An 18,661-nucleotide genomic window follows, 5' to 3' on the forward strand; every position below is an offset into this window, starting at 1 on the left:
GTGTTCAGAACAGGAACGGATATCGAAGTCCCAGAACTTCCCTGGCCGCAGGCGTGGGGTAGCGCACGGCCGCGTCCGGCGATGGTCATCGCAGCGATCTTCTTCGGGATCGGCTTCCTGATCGCGATCCCGTTCACCCTCGATGCCTCCCGGGCTGGGAACTCTCTCAAGACGTTCTACGGTGTCGCGATCGCCCTCGTCTGCCTCAGTTTCGTGGCTGCCGCATCGTTGAATCTGCGTGTGCGCCGCAAACGCCTTCCATCAGGAATCATCGATGGAGCAGTTGATGGCATTGTGGGACTACGACTTTCACTAGTTCGATACTGGCGTGCAATCCTCGCGATGTGGCTCATCGCGGGCACCGTCTTCATGATCGCTCGTGCGGCCTTGGTCCTTCGGCAACTGTTTTCACACGACGCAGACGGGCAGGGCACAGGGGTGGCACTGGAGGTGACGCAACTCGTGATCGCGGTTGCGGTCATAGGCGCGTTCGCCTTTCTCGCCGTATTCCTCTTCACAGGGCGACGTGACAACCATGTCACACTCGACGAGGCGGGGCTGGTGCGAGTCTCCGGACCCGTCACGAAATCGATTGCCTGGGAGGATATCGCAGTTGTCACGCCCTTCCTTGCGAACGAAACACCAATGGTGCGAATAGTTCCTACGTCCGGAACCTCCTTCCAAACCGACACTGGTAAGAGCAGAGCGGCGCGCTGGGGGCGGCAACGAGCCGACCGGCAAATGGACCTCCCGGCACTGGCCTTCGGCATCGACCCCGCACTGCTGCTCCATCTGGTGCAGTTCTATCAACGGCATCCCGAAGACCGCCACGAACTGCGGTCCACGGCCGTTCTCGACAGAATCCGCAGTGGAAAACTAATGGGCTGAGCGGACGAGGTTCTGCGGTCTGATTGCGCGATTGCTGCTCTACCGTTTGTGGTCGGGGTGTAGCTGATCCTCTGCCTCTGAAGCCTTGCGTCTCTGGGCGGCCCGTCTCAGATTCTGTTGTATGACTAGACGCTGGTGCTGCAGTTGTGCGGCTTTCCTCTGTGCGGAGCTTGGGCCTGGTCCGAGGTGCATGTCGCCTCCGCTCCGATTCAAAGGGATGTAATTGACCCAGTCTCCGAGCCGAAGATCATGATCGCCACTGCTCGCGGTTGACCTCGACGGCGATCCGCTCGGGCTTGGGTAACGGGCCGTTGAAATGTTGTTCCACGGGGTTCGAGAATCCGGGTGGGTTCGTATGGCCGGCAGGCAGTTACGAGAAGTCGGCCAGGCGGGACAGTGGGAAGGAGATCGGGAACGGGTCGGTGACCTCGAGGATGTCCTTCTCCTCCAGAAGGATTGGATCGCCGTAGGCAGAGCCTTCGAGGCGGCGGATCTGAATACGTGGACGCGGGTCGAAATCGACCAGCCAGTACTGCTCGATTCCGGTGCGGGCATACTCGATCACCTTGCGGTGGCGGTCTTCTCGCTCGCTGCCTGAGCCGCGGGAAACGACTTCTATTGCCAGTTGGACGTCGGTACCGGGGAACAGCGAGAGGTTTAGATGCCATGCGTCGCGCGCAGCCGTCCTGCTCACGACGACGACATCGGGTTTTCTGGCACCGGAAGGCGTTGGAATGTCCATCGGCGCTTGGATGTAGATGTCGGCTCCGGATCGCTTGGCGGCGCTTTCGACGATGTCCCTGAGCGCGTACACGACGTAGTCATGGCGAGGACTGGTCGACCGTTCGATCAGCCAGCCGTCGACGAGTTCGAAGCCTTTACCCTCGTCTCGAAGGTTTGCCATGTCCGCCACGCTGTAGGGACCGTGGCCATACACCGGATCGCGTGCGCTCACCGGTTGCCGTCTTCGCGCTGAGGAACATGCGCCCAGAATAGGGGAATCCCCGGCAGACCAGTGGTCGACCGGGGATTCCTAAGGGGCTCAGCCAGAGTCGGGGTTACGCCGTCTTGTTGAAGGCCTTGGCCTCGCGGCGGCGGCGGTGGAGGATGGGCTCGGTGTAGCCGCTCCGGCACTCTTACCCGGTCTGACCTGCGCCGGACGCCGACACGAGTGGGCGTGTGACCGTTTTGTGGACGTTTTGGGCAGATCAGTCTGCATACCTGGTACTCACCGTGCGTCGGCCAGATCGACGACCACGCGCTCGTCGGGGACGTAGTGACGCGCTGTGATGGGCGAGTTCTCCTCATGCCCGAGGATGAGACGCGCGGCCGGGAGTTTGTACTTCTCGGCGACGCGGGTCGCGCGGGTCGAGCGCAGCGTTCTCGGCGTCGACCACTCCAGGCCGGTTCCACGCACGACCTTGGCCCAAGTCAGTGACATCTGTTCCGACCGCACCACCTTCCCTGTTCGAGAAGGGAGCACCAGCCGCTGCCCCGGCCGAGCCGCGATCTTCCGTCGTCGCAGCATCGTCATACAGTCGTCGCCAACCTTGATCGTTCGCATCGATTTCGCGGTCTTCGTGAACGGCTGCCGATACGCAACGCACACTACGTCCTCGTCGGCGAAATCCGGCCAGCCGCGTGGGTAGACGATCTCATCGCCTTGGAGGTTGTACTGCGCGACGACACTTCTGACCTGATGCACACGGAGTTCGGAGTCGACGATCGTCCCGGTGACACTGACCTCGCATCGATCGAAGTCGATGTCATCGAACAGGACGGCAAGTGCCTCGCTGGGGCGAGCGGCAAGCTCGTACGCCAGGGCCCTGAAGTCCATGTAGCGCTGCTCGAACCAGGGCGAGGCGAACGGGCGTGGGAAGTAGCCTCGCTCCGCCTCCAGGTACGAGCTCATCTCGTTTGGCGTGAACGGCTGCGGTTCGTCAGGGAAGTACGGGTTGGGGGTGGTCCTCGCACGGCCCCGCTTGACGACGGCCTTCGTCCGGCTGCCTTTGTTCCTCTTCACGCTGTTGACCGGGTTGTCATCGCGGAGCCCGTCGTCCACCAGCATCTGAAACGCATTGCGCAGGATCGACTTCTGGCGGGTCTTCTTGTACGCGGTTCCGTTCATTTGCTCCAGATGGATGCGGATGTGGAACGGTCTGGTCTCCAGCGCCTTCATCCGCCCCAACGCGGACCCCGAAATCGTGATCTTGTCTTCTTTCCCCCGACCTTTCGTCGCGGGATTGATCTCTCGCCGATAGTGTTTGGCGTTCTGCGGGCGCTTCGTGTCGTCATGCTCATACAGCTTCAGCCACGTCAGGCATAACGCCTCGACCGTCACGTTGGGACTGTAGGCGCCAAGCGACTCGGCCCGCGGTTTCCATGCGGCGATTCGCTTCTTCAGGTTCGCGACGGCTTTCGGCTTCGACTTCCCGGAGGCGTGGACCTTTGTCGGCTCACCGAGCGGCTCGCCGACAAGGCAATGGATCTGGTAGGTCTGACGCGACGCACTCCACTTCGGTTCACTGAATTTCCCGGGGATCCCCGGGCCCAGCTCAGCCTGTGACATACGCGGCCCCCCTGTTGGCAACCGCGCCGCCCGAGTACCGCAGACCTCCGGCACCCGGATGAGACAGGTGCCGCGCTGAATCCACCGCCTGTCCAAGCATTTGCCACCCCTTCCTACTCGGTCATTCGCCTTGGTCTACCTGGGCACTGCCATTCAGCTGTGCCGTGCGGCGAGAGCGTAGGAAAGTCAGAAGCACGCATGAAAGACCACCAGCAGTAGCTGTGTGATTGCTAGACGACCTGTGTATGAGGTACTACAGATCACCGGTCATGTTCTCGTCGATGAAGGCACGCAAGGAACGCCACGGATAGAGGACACTGCGGCCATACTTCATATAGCGTGGCCCGATTCCGAGGTGTCGGTCGTTGGCAAGCTTGCCCACGGTTGTCCGCAGAAATCTGGCCGTCTCGGCGGGAGTTGCCAACTCGCACATATCCGCTCGTGCCGCGAGATCCTTCTCGGTTTCATGCCTCATCTCTGAATGCTTGCCTTCCGCATCCATTTGATCATCCTCCATCGCTCACCTCCATTCATCTCAGATTGAATATGCGCCTACCTAATTGAAAATCCAGAGTCCTTCTCAACTTGATGGAACCAACGATAGCCAATTATCGGCCATTTTCTATGTCCCCAACGCGTCGCCCATTACATTCCATATGGCGAGCTCTCGGACCCTGGTCAGTGTCTCCCCGTCGAGCCCTGGACCATCGAAAGGCGGCCCGGGACTACTGCGCTTGTTTTCGTGATGCCGTCATGGCGTGATCGGGTTCAGGCCTGCTTCGGTGAGGCAGCCGTCGATCAGGTTGGGGCGCTATTGGATCCGGCGTAGCCCGGTGCGGACGTCGATAGTTAGACAGGCGGGGTCGGTGACCAGGTGTTGGCCAAGCGGCGCCGTGGGAGGGGTCAGATGCCTTCCGGTCGGGTTGAGCTCGGTCGCGTAGGCCGGCAACTGGTAGACCGTCAGCTAGTCCCGGTCGGCGAGACATTCACGCAGCCGCTGGCTAAGACCAAGGTCGAGCTGGCTCGGCTGATGACGCAGAAGGCGACGGCACTTAACGAGCCTGGGCGGTGAACGCTGGGCTCATAACCCAGAGGTCGCAGGTTCAAATCCTGTCCCCGCTACTAATGAGGGCGGTCCTGACCGATAGGTTTCAGGACCGCCCTCAACTTTTGTCGAGGCTCCTGGCAACGGATTTGGCAACTTCCCGGGATGCCTGCGCCTGATCGGTGCGTCGAGACTGTGAAATGCTTTGCTACCAGGCGGTTCTCGGTGAACCAAGCGGGAGGCGGTGGGACGGTGCGATCGCTGGGGTGCCAGCCCAGTGATCGCAGGCGGGCGGGATCCCGGACCTCGGGGGATCGAGGGGCAGTCGATCTGGTGGATGGACCTGTCACAGGCTGCGATTCGGGCGGTGCAATGCACGCAAGGCGGCCCCGAGTTCGAGGATTGCTCGGGGGTCGGTGAGGGAACGGCCGGTGACTTCCTCGATGCGGCGCAGGCGGTAGCGGACGGAGTTGGGGTGCAGGAAGAGTTCGCGGCCGGTGTCGGCGGCGGAGCCGTTCGCGGCGTACCAGGTGCGGAGGGTTTGCAGTAGCCGTTCGCGTTCTTCATAGGGCAGGGCCAGAAGGGGGCCGAGCGAAACTCGGGTCATCCGTTCGGCTTCGACCGGTGCTGCCGCGATCAGCATGGCGAGGGGGTCGTCGTCGAAGCGGGCGACGCCGCGGGGGCGGTCGCGTAGACCGGTGAGGGCGAGCCGGGCGAAGTGCAGTGCCTGCGGTGTCTCGGGCAGGGCGTCGTAGGGCGGGCTGATGCCCACGCGGGTGTGATGGGCTCGTAGTGCCTTCAGTGCCGATCGTTCTCGGGATTCGGGCAGAGCGAGTACACCGATCTGCTGGTCGGGCAGCAATCGCCAGGCGGAGGTGATTTGTGCTGCGCGCAAGGTGGTTTCGATGCCGGGTAGCGCTTCGCGTCCGGTGGCGGGTGCTTCTGCGGCGACGACGACGTAGCGGCCGGCGGGTGGCAGGCCGAGGATCCGGGTTGCTTCGCCGAGGGTGGCAGGATCGGCGATCATGCCGGTGAACAGGGCCTCGACCAGCACGGAGCGTTCGTGTTCGCGTTGCAGGACCAGTTCGGTGCTGGTTTCTCGGTAGGCGGCCGCGACCGCGACCGCGTATTCACCCGATAGAGCCCAGACCTCTGCGGCGAGGGCGACGAGCATCGCGTCGGTGACCTCGGGGTGGCGTCGTGAGGCGGAAACCAGTTCGGACCACAGGAATTCGAATCCGATGCGGAAGGCGTGCAAGGTTTCGGCCAGGGGCACACCCTGCTGTGCACGTAGTCGCCCGGTCTCCTTGGGCGGTTCCGGGTCCACCGGTGCGGTGGTGGTGAAGTGTCGCAGCATCAGAGTGAGATTGCGCGTGCAGGAGGTGCGAATGGTGTCGAAGGGCACCTGCGCCTCGTTGCGGTAGGTGTCGAGTTCGGCGAGGAAGCGCCGGGCCAACCGCAGTCCGAGGTCGTCGATGGTCTCGAGTAGGAGCGCGGCTACTTCGACGATTGCTTCCGGCGGCGTGGTGCGGGGCATTTCCGCAGGTTACCGGTTCGTGGTTGTTGCGGCGAACAGTTGGCGGACCGGTGATGTTGTCCCTGCGTCCATGGGAGCGCGATCGCATCGATGCGACGATTTCGGCGATGTTTTCGGCACTACCGGAAAGTTGACGATGCGCTCCTTGACCGTGAATCTGCTGCAGTCGGCCCTGCGTGTCCCGGACCGGGTCGCGGTGCGATCGGACGATACGGTCCTGACCTATGCGCAGCTCGAGGAGCGGACCGCGCGGGTCGCCTCGATGCTGCGTGCCGAGGGCGTGACTCCAGGGTCTCGGGTGGCTCTGATGATGCCCAACGTGCCGGAGTTCGTGGTTCTCTACTACGGGATCCTGCGCGCGGGATGCGTTGTGGTGCCGATGAATCCGTTGCTGAAGGCCCGTGAGGTCGCCTACTACCTGTCCGATTGCGGTGCACGAGTGCTGTTCGATTGGAGGGGCGGTCCAGGGGAGGGGCCGCAAGGGGCGGCGGCGAGCGGGACCATTGTCCGGACGATCGATCCGACGTCGTTTGCCGCCCTGCTGGCGCGGCACGCGCCACGCCATGACAGTCCAGAGGTGGAGCTGGATCAGGTGGCGGTGATCCTCTACACCTCGGGGACCACCGGCCAACCCAAGGGAGCGGCGCTGACGCTCGCCGGGCTCGCGCACAACGCCGAGGTGTACGCCTCGACCGTGCAGGAGCTCCACCACGATGATGTGATCCTGGGCTGCCTGCCGCTGTTCCACACCTTCGGGCAGACCTGCGCACTCAATGCCGCGATCTATTGCGGAGCCGCGCTGACATTGGTTCCGCGCTTCGAGCCGGCCACGGTATTCGAGGCGATCGCCCGCGACCGGGTCACTGTCTTCGCTGGTGTGCCAACCATGTACTCCGCGCTGCTGCACGACGCGGTCGCGACGACAGCGGACGTCACGTCGTTGCGGCGCTGTGTATCCGGCGGTGCGTCGCTGCCGGTGGAACTGCTCACCGCCTTCGAGAAGACCTTCGGCTGCGAAATCCTGGAGGGCTACGGTCTGTCGGAGACCAGCCCCGTGGTCACGTTCAACCACGCCGGGCGGCCGCGCAAACCCGGCTCGATCGGTGTGCCGATCCGTGACGTCGAGGTCGAGTTGGTCGATGTGATCGACGGGATCGGCGAGATCGCGGTCCGCGGCCCGAATGTCATGTCCGGCTACTGGAATCGGCCCGAGGCGACCGAGGCCGCGATTCCCGACGGCTGGTTCCGCACCGGCGACCTCGCCCGGCGCGACGACGACGGCTACTACTACATCGTCGACCGCAAGAAGGACATGATCATTCGCGGCGGGTACAACATCTACCCGCGCGAAATCGAGGAGCTGCTCTACGAACACCCCGATGTCGTGCAGGCCGCCGTCTTCGGCATCGCCGACGATCACTTGGGGGAGGAGATCGTCGCCGCCATCGTTCTGAGCGCGGAAGCGAACACCACCGCGGAGGAACTGCAGAGCTTCGTGCGCGAACGCATCGCTGCCTACAAATACCCCCGCCACGTGTGGTTGCTCGACGAGCTGCCCACCGGCCCCAGCGGCAAGATCCTCAAACGCGCCATCACTCGGCCGTGAAACACGCCGCCACCCTCCATGTTTCATCCCTCGAAGCCGCAGGAGCATCCCATGTCCACCTTCACCAGCAGCGATGGCACCGTCATCCACGTCCGGGAATGGCTGCCGGTCGACCAGGAACCGGTCGGGATCGTGCAAATCGCGCACGGGATGGGCGAATACGCCGCCCGCTACAGTCATCTCGCCGAACGACTCGCCGACGCCGGATACGCTGTCTATGCCCCGGACCATCGCGGGCACGGCCACAGCATCACGGGCACGCCCGGCGACCTCGGCGAGAACGGGTGGAACTTACTGGTCGAGGACCTTGTGACACTCACCAGGCTGCTGCGCGTCAAGCACACCGGGATTCCCGTCGTCCTGTTCGGACACAGCCTCGGATCCTTCGCGGTTCAGCAGTACATTCTCGAACACTCGGGCCTCGTCGACGATGTCGTGCTGTGCGGTACCACAGCGGTCGACCAGCTGTTCGCCATGATCGCCGAGGCAGATGGAGATCTGCTGGGGCTGTTCAATGCCCGATTCCAGCCCACACGCACGACGGCCGACTGGATCAGTCGTGACGAGGGGCAGGTCGACGCGTATGTGGCACATCCGTGGTGCGGGTTCGATCTCGACCCGGCCAACATGACGCTCTTGGCAACGGTTGCCGCCGAACGGCTTTCGAATCCGACAACCGTTCCCACCGATCTACCTGTGTACGTGATGGTGGGTGATCGGGATCCGCTCAACGACAATCTGCGGTTGAGTGATCTGCTGATCGACCGATATCGCGAGGTCGGGTTGACCGACATCACCTACCGCGTGTATCCGGGGGCGCGGCACGAGATCCTCAACGAGATCAACCGCGACGAGGTGGAAGCCGACCTGATTGCTTGGATTACCCGTGTGCCGAGTCCATAATCGTCTGCTGCCCAGAGCATCTCGTAACAATGAGGGCGGAATCGGCCGGGCGAGACGATTGTTCATCGCACTCGTCAGCTCGGTCAGGAAGTTCTCGGACTGCCGGAGCTGCTCGGGGAATGCCGGGCATGACGGCGGCGACCTGCTCGCCGAGCCGGCGGAAGAACTCGTCGGCGAGCTCGTGTACCTCTGTCGACCTGGTCCGCCTAGGCCTGGCCTTCGAGGTCATCGGTCCAGGCGCACTGGCAGTGTTCGCCTTACCGGAGCGACAAGGCTCCCCGGCCCGCCCAGCCATTGGGCGCGCTGGGATCGTGATCTTTGCCGTGGTGGTGCCGATGCTGACCGAACCTCGCCTCCGGGACCGCGAACAACTGGCACGGCGACCGACCAGCACCCACGCCGATCGGCCGAAATTGGCAACGGATTTGGCAACCGGACACGGCGAAATCCAGTGTGCCGGGTGAAACGACACGGATAGCACGGACGATCGAAACCCCGCTGACCGGCACGGAACGGATTCCGCCGAACACGGCGGGACCGTGCGGGGCAGGTCCTTGTTGGCTCATAACCCAGAGGTCGCAGGTTCAAATCCTGTGCCCGTTACTACGAAAAGCGGCCCTGGGCAATAGGTTTCAGGGCCGCCTTTCAACCTTTGTCGAGGTTGATGACATCGCAGTTGGCATCACGCCGAAATGCTCATATTGGTCACCGCTTGAAACGCTCCGAAACGCCTGCTACCAGGTGTTTTCCATGGGGCGGAGCGGGACGGATGGGACTGTGATCGCTGGGTTTGCCAGCCCTATGTGGTACCACCCGCGCTGGTTCGACCGCTACGTCCCCGACCTCGACATCGAGGGCGTCGAACTCGAACAGCGATTCGCCCGCGATGCCGAACCGGAAGCTCCGCAGCCGGTTGCGGAATCCTCATGACCTGCGCTGGTGACAGAAGCCGATTTCGCCCTGACCAGCATCGAGCGCTAGGTGGTCATCGACGCTGACCATCGTGGCTGGACCGCGGGGTGACCTTACCTGGCCGAGTTTGGACTACTCGGCTTCGGCCTGAATCGAGGACTCCGCCGCTAGCTGCTCGATCAGGGGCGTCAGTCGATACCCCACGAGCTCACGCATGACCAGAGCGGTGTTGGTGCGTTTGACGCCCCTGATGCCGAGAATTCGCCCTGCGATCCGGTAGAGATCGTCGGCGTCCCGTGCCACCACCTGGATGAGCAAGTCCGATACACCGCTGAGTCCATGTACCTCCACGACCTCGGGGATTGTCTCCAGGGCCGCGGAGACTTCGTTGAGCAGACGTTGCTTGACGTTCGTAAACACGAAGGCGCGCAGCGGAAAGCCCAAGAACGCAGGTTCGACACGTCGCTCGAAGGAGCCGAGGACGGCCGACTGATCCCAGCGGGCCAGCCTGGCTTGGACGGTGTTGCGGGAGACGCCGATGCGGTGCGCCAGGGCGACCGTCGCGGCCCGCGCATCCGCTCCCAGCGCCTGGAGCAGACGACCGTCGAGTGCGTCGCCGACTGTTTTGCTTGTCATATCGCTGACCTTCCGCCGCGACGTGCCGACGTATCGCGTGCGATCTGCTCAAATTTCCTGTCGGCGATTGCGCGAATCTTGTATCAATGCTGCACTTGTGAGGCAGTTTTGCACAAGCATGCTGTTTTCGGTAGGTCGGAGATCCCGCTGCCGCCTCAATCCGCCGCGCTCGCCGACCACTGCGTGCGCAACGGTCAGTCTCACCTCGTCATGCGTGCTGCGCCGGTTCTATCGGCGCGGACGTCGCGCCTATCGTGATCATCTCCCAGGAAGCTGCCATGACCGTGTCCACAGCAGATCGGCCATCTGGTCCCCGGTTCGGGGCTCACTCCACGCACGCCGACACTCTCGACGAAATTCAGCGTCGAGTGCTCTGGTTGTCGACTGGAATCGTTCACCACGCCAACAGAATTCGGCCGAATGCGTCGGGGCTCAAGGTGGGTGGCCATCAAGCCTCGTGCGCGTCGATGGTTTCGATCATGACCTCGTTGTGGTTCGAGCAGTTGCAGCCAGGCGATCGAGTTTCGGTCAAGCCCCATGCGTCTCCGGTGTTGCACGCGATCAATTACCTGCTCGGCGTGCTCGACGAGAAATATTTGACGACTCTGCGCGAGTTCGGGGGCCTGCAGTCGTATCCCAGCCGGGCGAAAGACCCCGACCCCGTGGACTATTCGACCGGATCGGTCGGAATTGGTGCTACCGCTCCGATCTGGGGCGCGATCGCACGGCGATACGTGAACGCCGCGATCGGCAATACCGGAACCGGCCGCCAATACTCGCTGGTCGGCGACGCCGAACTCGACGAGGGAGCGGTCTGGGAGGCAGTACTCGACCCCTCGGTCGCCGACCTGGGGGAAATCGTCTGGATCGTCGACATGAACCGTCAATCACTGGACCGGGTGGTGCCGAACATCGCTGCGGCCAGGCTGGAGAAGATGTTCGACGCTGCCGGCTGGCAGGTGATTACCGTCCGGTTCGGCAAGCTCCTGGAATCGTTGTTCGTTCGCGCTGGCGGGCCTGAGCTTCGCGCCAGGATCCTCGACATGTCGAATCCCGAATATCAACGCCTGCTCCGGTGTTCATCCGACGAGCTGCGGCGACGGTTACCCGGCAGTGGGATCGGCGCTGGACCGATCGAGGAACTCGTCGCGGAACTCGACAACGAGACGCTCACCAGGGCGATCGGTAATCTCGGTGGACATGACCTGGACGCGCTTCGCGCCGCCTATGCACAGATCGACGACACGCGGCCCACCGTGATCATCGCGTACACCATCAAGGGATATGGGCTTCCTACCCAAGGACATCCCCAAAACCACTCCTCCCTGCTGACCGTCGAACAGTTCGCAGCACTGGCCGACACGCTGGGAATGAGCGTCGAGACCCCCTGGATCAAATTCGATGACAACACCCCCGCCGAACGACTCTGTCGAGCCGCGGGCGAGCGCTTGCATCGGCCCGAAATTGCTTCTGTAGCAACTCCTGCGGTGCCCGCTGATATCGGCCGTACCCCCGGGGGCATCGCCACTACACAGGCGGCACTCGGCCGGGTACTGCTCGATCTGTCCAGGCAGGCACCCGAGGTCGCGAAGCGGGTGATCACCGTGAGCCCGGACGTGAGTTCCAGTACCAATCTGGCCGGCTGGCTCAACAAGGTCGGAGTTTGGTCACCGCACGAGCGGCACGACTGGTTCGCGGACGACGCCGAGACGATCATGCACTGGCGGGAGGATCCGACCGGGCAGCACATGGAACTGGGAATAGCCGAAACCAATCTGGTCGGGCTGATGGGTGAACTCGGTGCCACCTGGAGTCGGTGGGGGCAGCCGCTGTTCCCGATCGGAGTGCTCTACGACCCCTTCGTGGAGCGGGCGCTCGAGCCCTGGTCGTACGGGATATACGCTGGGGGCCAGTCGATTCTGGTCGGTACGCCGTCGGGGGTGAGTCTCGCCGCGGAGGGCGGGGCGCACCAGTCGATCAAGACGCCGTCGATCGGGCTCGAACAACCCGGGTGTATCAGTTATGAGCCGGCATTCGCGATCGAGGTCGAATGGACTCTACTGGACGCGATTTCGCGCCTCGGTCGCCCCAATGGAAGTTCCTCATATCTGAGGCTTTCGACTCGGCCGGTCGATCAGACGCTGGCCGCGGTGCCCGCTGATCCGAGTGCTCGTCAGCGCCGCCGCCGTCACGTACTCGCAGGTGCCTACCTGCTGCGCAAAGCTTCGCGACCGACGGTGACTCTGGCGGCGATGGGTGCGATGATGACCGAAACGATCATTGCCGCAGACCGACTCGCGGATCTGGGAATCGATGCCGACGTCATATGCGTGACCAGTCCCGGCTTGCTGTACGACGCCCTGCAGTCCCGGCGAGGCCGCAGTGAGGGCTCGTCCTGGATTCTCGACCAGGTTTTCGCCCCCGATCGTTCCGCGCCGATGGTGACCGTCCTCGACGGACACCCTCACACCCTCACCTTCCTGTCGACGATCAACCACGTCCGAACGATGTCGCTGGGGGTCAGCAAGTTCGGGCAAGCCGGCTCGCTCCAGGACGTCTACCGCTATCACGGCATCGATGCCGACTCGATCGTCGCCGCGGCCCTCGACCTCACCGACTGACCAAGGAAACAAATGAACACACCGCAGGCACTCGCCGGCGTTGTCACGCTGCAGCCACTCGGCGACAACATCACCGAAGCCACCATCACACGCTGGCTGAGGGCCGTCGGAGATCACATCGATGCTGATGAACCGCTGGTAGAGGTCGCCACCGACAAGGTGGACACCGAGATCGTGGCGACGCTGTCGGGTACGGTGCTCGAGCTTCTGGTCGCCGAAAACGACGTTGTTCCGATCGGAGCTCGGCTGGCAGTCATCGGCCAGATGGAAGGAGCCGCTCCTCGCGAGATGACCGCCCCGCCAGTGCCATCAAAGCCGATCGAGGCGCCGGTGGTGGAGCTCGAGCCGCCGAACGATGCCCCTGCGCCCGCGGCCACACTCGCATCGGATGCGCGAATCGAGCGGCTCCCGCGAATTCGGCAGACCATCGCCAAACGGATGCTCGAATCACTGCACACGACAGCGCAACTCACCACTGTCGTCGAAGCGGACGTCACCAACGTCGCGCGCCTGCGCGATGCCCACAAGGAGGACTTTCGGCGGCGGACCGGCGTGAAGCTGTCGTTCCTGCCCTTCTTCGCCAAGGCGGCGATCGAAGCACTCGTCGTACATCCGGTGCTCAACTGCTCGGTCAACTCCGAGTGCACCGAGGTGACCTACCACTCCGCGGTTCACCTCGGCATGGCTGTCGACAGCGACCGCGGCCTGATGGTCCCGGTTATCAGAGATGCGCAGACTCTCACCATCCGCGCACTCGCACAGGCGATCTCGGACAGTGCGGATCGAGTGCGCACCGCGACGATCGGCCCCGACCAGCTGATCGGCGGCACCTTCACGATCACCAACACCGGCAGTCGAGGCGCGTTGTTCGACACCCCGATCCTCAACCTCCCGCAATCGGGAATCCTCGGAACCGGCGCGGTCGTCGAACGCGTGGTGCCCCAGCGAGATTCAAGCGGCGCACCGACCTTCGGAATCCGCTCGATGGTCTACTTGTCGATCTCCTACGACCACCGGATCGTCGACGGAGCCGACGCCGCCCGCTTCCTCGGAACGATCAAACAGCGCCTTCACAGTGGATTCAGCGCCGAGGAACTCGGCTGATCGGCCTTCTAACGTGAGGACCCGCGCAGGGTGGCCGCACCGGCGAAGAGGGTTGCCACAGCGAAGAGGGTAGGGGTTAGCAGATCGAGCCAGAGTCGGGTTGTAGGCAATGGGAAGGTACCGGCCTCGGCCATGGCGTCGGCGGCGTAGCGCAATGGCACCATGTCGCTGGAAATCGGGAGTAAGCCTTTATCGGCTTCTTGCTGGTCGACTGGTCATCGAAGCAGTCTTGTGCACCTGTGAGTCCTAGTACTCCAGCCGCACTTCGTGATGTTGTTGGGTAGCATAGGGTTTCGTGCTGGTTGATGAGGATCTGGCAGCGTGGACTGCTGGGCTCGAGGAGTTGTTCGGGCGGGTTGCGGGGCGGTTCCACCGGGCGGAGCCGCGGTTGCGGGCACGCGCGTACGTACGGGGCCTGCTCGCACCGCTAGCGGGGAAAAACGGCTGGACCTTGGCCGAAGCCGCAGGTGATTCGACCCCGAACGGGATGCAGCGGCTGCTGAAGAAGGCGGCCTGGGATGTCGACGGCGTCCGCGACGAGGCACGCGCCTATGCCGTCGAGCATCTGGGCGATGCGGACGGCGTACTGGTGGTCGACGAGACCGGATTCCTCAAGAAAGGAACGAAATCGGCTGGGGTGCAACGGCAATACTCGGGAACGGCTGGCCGGATCGAAAATTGCCAGCTCGGCGTGTTCTGCGCCTATGTCACCGCGAAGGGCCGCACGTTGATCGACCGGGAGTTGTATCTGCCCAAGTCGTGGACCGCCGACCGGGATCGCTGCCGCGACGCCGGCGTGCCCGACGAGGTCGAGTTTGCTACGAAACAAGTCCTGGCACAACGGATGCTGGCTCGCGCCCTGGACGCCGGTGTGCCCGCTCGGTGGGTCACCGCCGACGAGGTGTACGGCGGTGATTCGAAGTTCCGGCTCTGGCTCGAACGCCGACGGATCGGCTATGTGGTGGCCGTGCCCAGCAGCGCGCCGATCGTGTCACTGGCGGGTAGTTGGCGCGCCGACCAGGTCGTCGCGGACGCACCACACGAGGCGTGGAAGCGTCTGAGCTGCGGCGACGGAGCGAAAGGCCCCCGGCTGTTCGACTGGGCCGTCGCCACACTGCCCTCGGTCAGCGAAGCCGGCTCCGGGTGGCGACGCTGGCTTTTGGCCCGCCGGTCCCTGACTCGAAACGCCAAGGGCGAACTCGAAATCGCCTACTACCTGTGCGGTGCGCCGATCGGCACTCCCGATGAGGATCTCATCCAGGTCGCCGGCGCCCGCCGGTCGGTCGAGGACTGTTTCCAGACCGCGAAAACCGAAGTCGGGCTCGATCAATATCAAGTCCGCCGCTACGACGCCTGGTACCGCCACATCACCCTGGCCATGCTCGCCCACACCTATCTCGCCGTCACGGCCGCTGTTTCCCCAAAAGCCTTGGCAGCGGCCTCATTCCACTCACACTCGGCGAAATCAAACGTCTCCTGGCACACCTGATCACACCGATACCGAACCTGACCATGGCATATCGCTGGTCGACCTGGCGACGAAAACACCAGCACCGCGCCAAGCAAGCCCACTACCAGCGAAGACAGGAAAACATCACGAAGTGATGCTGGAGTACTAGGTCCTGTCTCCTAATGGAGTGAATCGATCGGCCCCGATCTTGGGGCCGATCGTGCATCATGTCCGCCGTGGCGACCGTGATCGGTGATCGATACCAGGTTCTGACCGACAAGCAGTGGGAGCTGCTGGAGCCGAACGCCCAAGGCCACGTGGGCCGGAACTTCGCCGACAACCGCCTGATCGTGGAAGGCATGCTGTAGCCGCGCTGCTGGCTCTGGCCGATACCACCGGCAACCTGGACACTGGGTCCCCACCTCTGTTGTCTACGGACTCATGGCTGTCGAATATTTCACGAGCCGGGTTCGGACCGGGGAGTTGTGAGGGGTACCGGATTTGCCGTCGATGAAGGTGTGGATGACATGGTGGCCGCTGAACTCGCTGCGGTATCGGGTGACGGGGTTTCCTTGGTTCTCTTGCGTGCCCACCGGTGCATGATCGGCTTGTCCACCAGGTGGTAGAGCGCGGCGGCCAGTGGTAGCTGAATGACGAATGTCAATGCGGTGATGAAAAGATAGCCGTGGAAACCCCAGCTGTGCCCGGCGATGAGGTGGCGCTGCAGGAACAGCTGGACGGGATATCCCACCATGTAGAACGCGAAAGATACGTCGCCCAACCACACTCCGAGCCTGCTACTGTAAATCCCTTTGATGCCGCGGAGATCGCGCACCGCATAGGTCGCGATGAGTGCGGCGAGGGGCAGCATCATCACAATGGAGGTCTTGAACGCCATCGGCACGTAATAGGTCAGGGCGTAGGCCCCGGCGCAGACGACCAGCGTCCAGGCGAGGTTGGTGTTGCGCCACATTCCCGATTTCACCAGGCGGCAGAACAGGACGCCGATAAAGAATTCCAGCAGGCGGGTGGGTGGGAATTGGTAGGACAGCCACGCGCTGGTCGGCATCGCAAACGTTCCTGAGCTACCGACCGAACCGGCCATGTCTGGGGACATGGGCATACCGGGGGATACGGACATGGTGGCCGAGTAGTCATAGCCCGACCAGGTTATATCCGGCGATTTCTGCAGAGGTGGATACATCGACGTAATGCTCGAAATATCGAAGGCGGGAGAACTGAAGTGGATTATCAGGTGTATCGCCAGCAGGATTCCGGAGAGGATTCCGATGGCCCACCAGATCGCTCGCCCGCGGATCCGGTTGACGAGTGGCACCAGGAATGGAAAGAGGAAGTAGAACAGCATTTCGGAGCAGAGGCTCCACGACGGACTGTTCAATTCCGCGCTGGTGCTCCAATCCTGGGACCAGGTATGGATCAACAGGAAGTTCGGGATCTGACCGGCCAGTTCGGCGAGTGGGAAACCGAGCAGGACCACTACGATGAGGGCAGTAATCAGATGCGACGGAAAGATTTTGAATACCCGACGCCTAAGAAATGCGCGGATGGTGTCCTTGGCGCTGTCGTACGACCAGTCGATGATGAATCCCGACAACAGGAAGAAGAATGCGACGCCGGTTGCGCCGAGCTGCAGTGGGGCGATGTCCGACAGCTTTTTCGAGGCGTTCGAGGCGGAGAACGGAAATAGTTGGATCAGGAATCCCGAGTGTAAGAGAAATACCGCGAAGGCGGCAATAAATCTCAACCCGGTAAGGGAAGGTAGCGCGGGTAGACGGCCTTTCGTGGAAGCTATTTCCACAGCGGGTGCAGACATGGAAGGTTGACCACCTCTCTGGCGGGAATGTAGTCGGTGAAATGTGGTGACACGTCGATTCGCCGGTGAATCGGCGGCACTTGGGGCTGTGTCGTGCTTGGGGCGCCTGGCCCGCGGCCGACTCGGAGGACACCATCACCGAGACCGGAACTGAAGCGTCGCGGTGTACTTCGGGCGGACCTGCGGTGTTCAGGTCGAGCGATCGGGTGTTACGCGCACCAGGGTGACCCCGTGTGGCGGGATGTCGTGTGCGGTGATCGGGCCTGTTGTCGTTGTGGTCGTGTGTGCCCATGGGTCACGGACCTGGTACTGGTCGGCTGTTGCGAGTCCTGTTGCCGTGGTGGTGGTTTCGATGGTCGTCGGGCGGTCGCTGTCGTTGTGCAGCGCTACCGCGACGGAGCCGTCGGCGAGTGGTTTGGTGATGATGCGATGGTCATTGGGCAGGGCGGTGCCAGGTGTGCGTGTGAGGTCTTGGTCGATGGCGATGACTTCGCGGTTGGTGAGGATGTCGCGGGTTTCGGTGGACATTGTTCGCACGTCGTTGCCGGCGATCAGTGGTGCGCCGAGCATGGCCCACAGTGAGAAGTGGGCGCGCTGTTCGGCGATGGTGAGGCTGTCCTGCCGGCGGAGCAGGTCGAGCAGTTGCGGGGAGATGCGCAGACGGGGGCCGAGATGTTCGGCGTCCTCGGTGGACAACGCACCCTGTTTGGCGGCCATGGCGGGCATGCCGTCGGTGTGTGCGCCCAAGAACTCGGCCATGGTGAGCCCGACGACGAGCATGTCCGGATCGCGCCCGGTGCGGTTTCCGGCGGCTGTGGCGGTGTATTGATCCATGACGCCGACGAATCCGCGGGTGTCGAAGCCGCCGATCTTCGCCGGTGGTAAATCGTTGCGCCACAAGGGGATCAGGTCGCCGGTGCTGCGCGTCATATCGGCTACCGCCGACCAGTCGTAGGTGGCGCCCGCGTCGGCGTCGTCGGAGCTGTTGGGGTTGATGCTGTAGACGATTGCGCGACCGGTGGCGCGTAGCTCATCTCGCATCGCGGTGAATACGTCGACCTGTTCGTTGTGGTCGGAGTCGGCGTGGCACCAGTCGTATTTGAGGAGGTCCACGCCCCATGCGGCGAATTGCCGCGCGTCCTGGGCCTCGTGGCCGAGGCCGGCGGTGGCTCGGGTCTGCCCGCAGGTCTCGTTGTAGGGGCTGGAGTACAAGCCCAGGAGCATGCCGTGGTCGTGGGCATAGCCGGCGACGGCGGCCATGCCGTGCGGGAACTTTTCCGGATCGGCCTGCAGGTCGCCGTGCGAATCTCGCTCGGGTGCAGCCCATCCGGCGTCCAGGTTGACAAACCGGTAACCGGCATCGCGCATGCCGGAGGCGATCATGGCGTCGACGGTTTCTCGGATTGTGGTCTCGTTCAGTGGAATTCCAGAATTCCAGCTATTCCAGCCCAGCACCGGGACGGGGACCGTGCCGGGCTCGGTCGGGGACGCGTTCGCTGTCGCCGCGGTCAAGACCGTACCCGCGACGAACACTGCGAAGGTCATTCGCCGTCGCA

Annotated in this window: 14 protein-coding genes and 1 pseudogene; 8 read left to right on the forward strand and 7 right to left on the reverse strand. The window is 63.1% G+C overall.

From position 1 onward, the window contains the following. Positions 1 to 81: 81 nt before the first annotated feature. Positions 82 to 888 carry a hypothetical protein gene (locus tag ON43_RS14810; RefSeq protein ID WP_040807887.1) on the forward strand — a complete coding sequence of 269 codons (807 nt, stop codon included), beginning with the start codon at positions 82 to 84 and terminating at the stop codon, positions 886 to 888. A 370-nt stretch (positions 889 to 1,258) separates the two neighbouring features. Here ON43_RS14810 and ON43_RS14815 read toward each other — a convergent pair whose 3' ends face one another. The 4 genes from ON43_RS14815 to ON43_RS14835 all read right to left on the reverse strand — a co-directional run bounded on the left by ON43_RS14815 (position 1,259) and on the right by ON43_RS14835 (position 6,039). Then, positions 1,259 to 1,843: a Uma2 family endonuclease gene (locus tag ON43_RS14815; protein WP_040807889.1), complete on the reverse strand. Its 585-nt coding sequence runs from the start codon at positions 1,841 to 1,843 to the stop codon at positions 1,259 to 1,261. A 273-nt stretch (positions 1,844 to 2,116) separates the two neighbouring features. After that, positions 2,117 to 3,457 carry a tyrosine-type recombinase/integrase gene (locus ON43_RS14820; protein WP_040807892.1) on the reverse strand — a complete coding sequence of 447 codons (1,341 nt, stop codon included), beginning with the start codon at positions 3,455 to 3,457 and terminating at the stop codon, positions 2,117 to 2,119. A 253-nt stretch (positions 3,458 to 3,710) separates the two neighbouring features. Continuing rightward, entirely contained in the window at positions 3,711 to 3,974 is a 264-nt protein-coding gene (locus ON43_RS14825) for a hypothetical protein (protein WP_245568595.1), read from the reverse strand. A gap of 874 nt (positions 3,975 to 4,848) precedes the next feature. Beyond that, positions 4,849 to 6,039 carry a PucR family transcriptional regulator gene (locus ON43_RS14835; protein ID WP_083913421.1) on the reverse strand — a complete coding sequence of 397 codons (1,191 nt, stop codon included), beginning with the start codon at positions 6,037 to 6,039 and terminating at the stop codon, positions 4,849 to 4,851. Positions 6,040 to 6,175: 136 nt separating this feature from the next. On the opposite strand from ON43_RS14835, the gene ON43_RS14840 reads away from it, so the two are divergent. From ON43_RS14840 to ON43_RS44810, 3 genes are all read left to right on the forward strand, one after another. Further along, positions 6,176 to 7,645 carry a long-chain-fatty-acid--CoA ligase gene (locus ON43_RS14840; protein WP_040808125.1) on the forward strand — a complete coding sequence of 490 codons (1,470 nt, stop codon included), beginning with the start codon at positions 6,176 to 6,178 and terminating at the stop codon, positions 7,643 to 7,645. 51 nt (positions 7,646 to 7,696) lie between these two features. Beyond that, entirely contained in the window at positions 7,697 to 8,548 is an 852-nt protein-coding gene (locus tag ON43_RS14845; protein ID WP_040807894.1) for an alpha/beta fold hydrolase, read from the forward strand. Between the two features lie 777 nt (positions 8,549 to 9,325). Next, a complete protein-coding gene (locus ON43_RS44810; protein ID WP_157514037.1) occupies positions 9,326 to 9,478 on the forward strand; it encodes a hypothetical protein in 153 nt (50 codons plus the stop codon). Positions 9,479 to 9,592: 114 nt separating this feature from the next. Here the strand turns inward: ON43_RS44810 and ON43_RS14850 are convergent, their stop codons facing one another. Continuing rightward, on the reverse strand, positions 9,593 to 10,096 hold the full coding sequence (locus ON43_RS14850) for an Lrp/AsnC family transcriptional regulator (protein WP_040807895.1): 504 nt from the start codon (positions 10,094 to 10,096) through the stop codon (positions 9,593 to 9,595). A 278-nt stretch (positions 10,097 to 10,374) separates the two neighbouring features. Here ON43_RS14850 and ON43_RS14855 point away from each other — a divergent pair, with 278 nt between their 5' ends. From ON43_RS14855 to ON43_RS46795, 4 genes and pseudogenes are all read left to right on the forward strand, one after another. Continuing rightward, positions 10,375 to 12,717, forward strand: coding sequence for a thiamine pyrophosphate-binding protein (locus ON43_RS14855; protein WP_040808126.1), 2,343 nt, complete (start codon positions 10,375 to 10,377; stop codon positions 12,715 to 12,717). A gap of 12 nt (positions 12,718 to 12,729) precedes the next feature. Beyond that, positions 12,730 to 13,821, forward strand: coding sequence for a 2-oxo acid dehydrogenase subunit E2 (locus ON43_RS14860; RefSeq protein ID WP_040807897.1), 1,092 nt, complete (start codon positions 12,730 to 12,732; stop codon positions 13,819 to 13,821). Between the two features lie 313 nt (positions 13,822 to 14,134). Continuing rightward, a pseudogene (locus tag ON43_RS14865) lies at positions 14,135 to 15,426 on the forward strand (IS701 family transposase). Positions 15,427 to 15,507: 81 nt separating this feature from the next. Further along, complete coding sequence (locus tag ON43_RS46795; protein ID WP_167333438.1) at positions 15,508 to 15,639, forward strand: transposase; 132 nt, start codon at positions 15,508 to 15,510, stop codon at positions 15,637 to 15,639. 89 nt (positions 15,640 to 15,728) lie between these two features. Here the strand turns inward: ON43_RS46795 and ON43_RS14875 are convergent, their stop codons facing one another. Continuing rightward, complete coding sequence (locus ON43_RS14875; RefSeq protein WP_083913422.1) at positions 15,729 to 17,105, reverse strand: acyltransferase family protein; 1,377 nt, start codon at positions 17,103 to 17,105, stop codon at positions 15,729 to 15,731. Positions 17,106 to 17,294: 189 nt separating this feature from the next. Next, positions 17,295 to 18,650, reverse strand: a complete 1,356-nt coding sequence (locus tag ON43_RS14880) for a glycoside hydrolase family 27 protein (protein WP_086007954.1) — start codon at positions 18,648 to 18,650, stop codon at positions 17,295 to 17,297. Positions 18,651 to 18,661: the final 11 nt, after the last annotated feature.

The sequence above is a fragment of the Nocardia concava NBRC 100430 genome (assembly GCF_000308815.1).
In the GTDB taxonomy this organism is placed as follows: Bacteria; Actinomycetota; Actinomycetes; order Mycobacteriales; family Mycobacteriaceae; genus Nocardia; species Nocardia concava.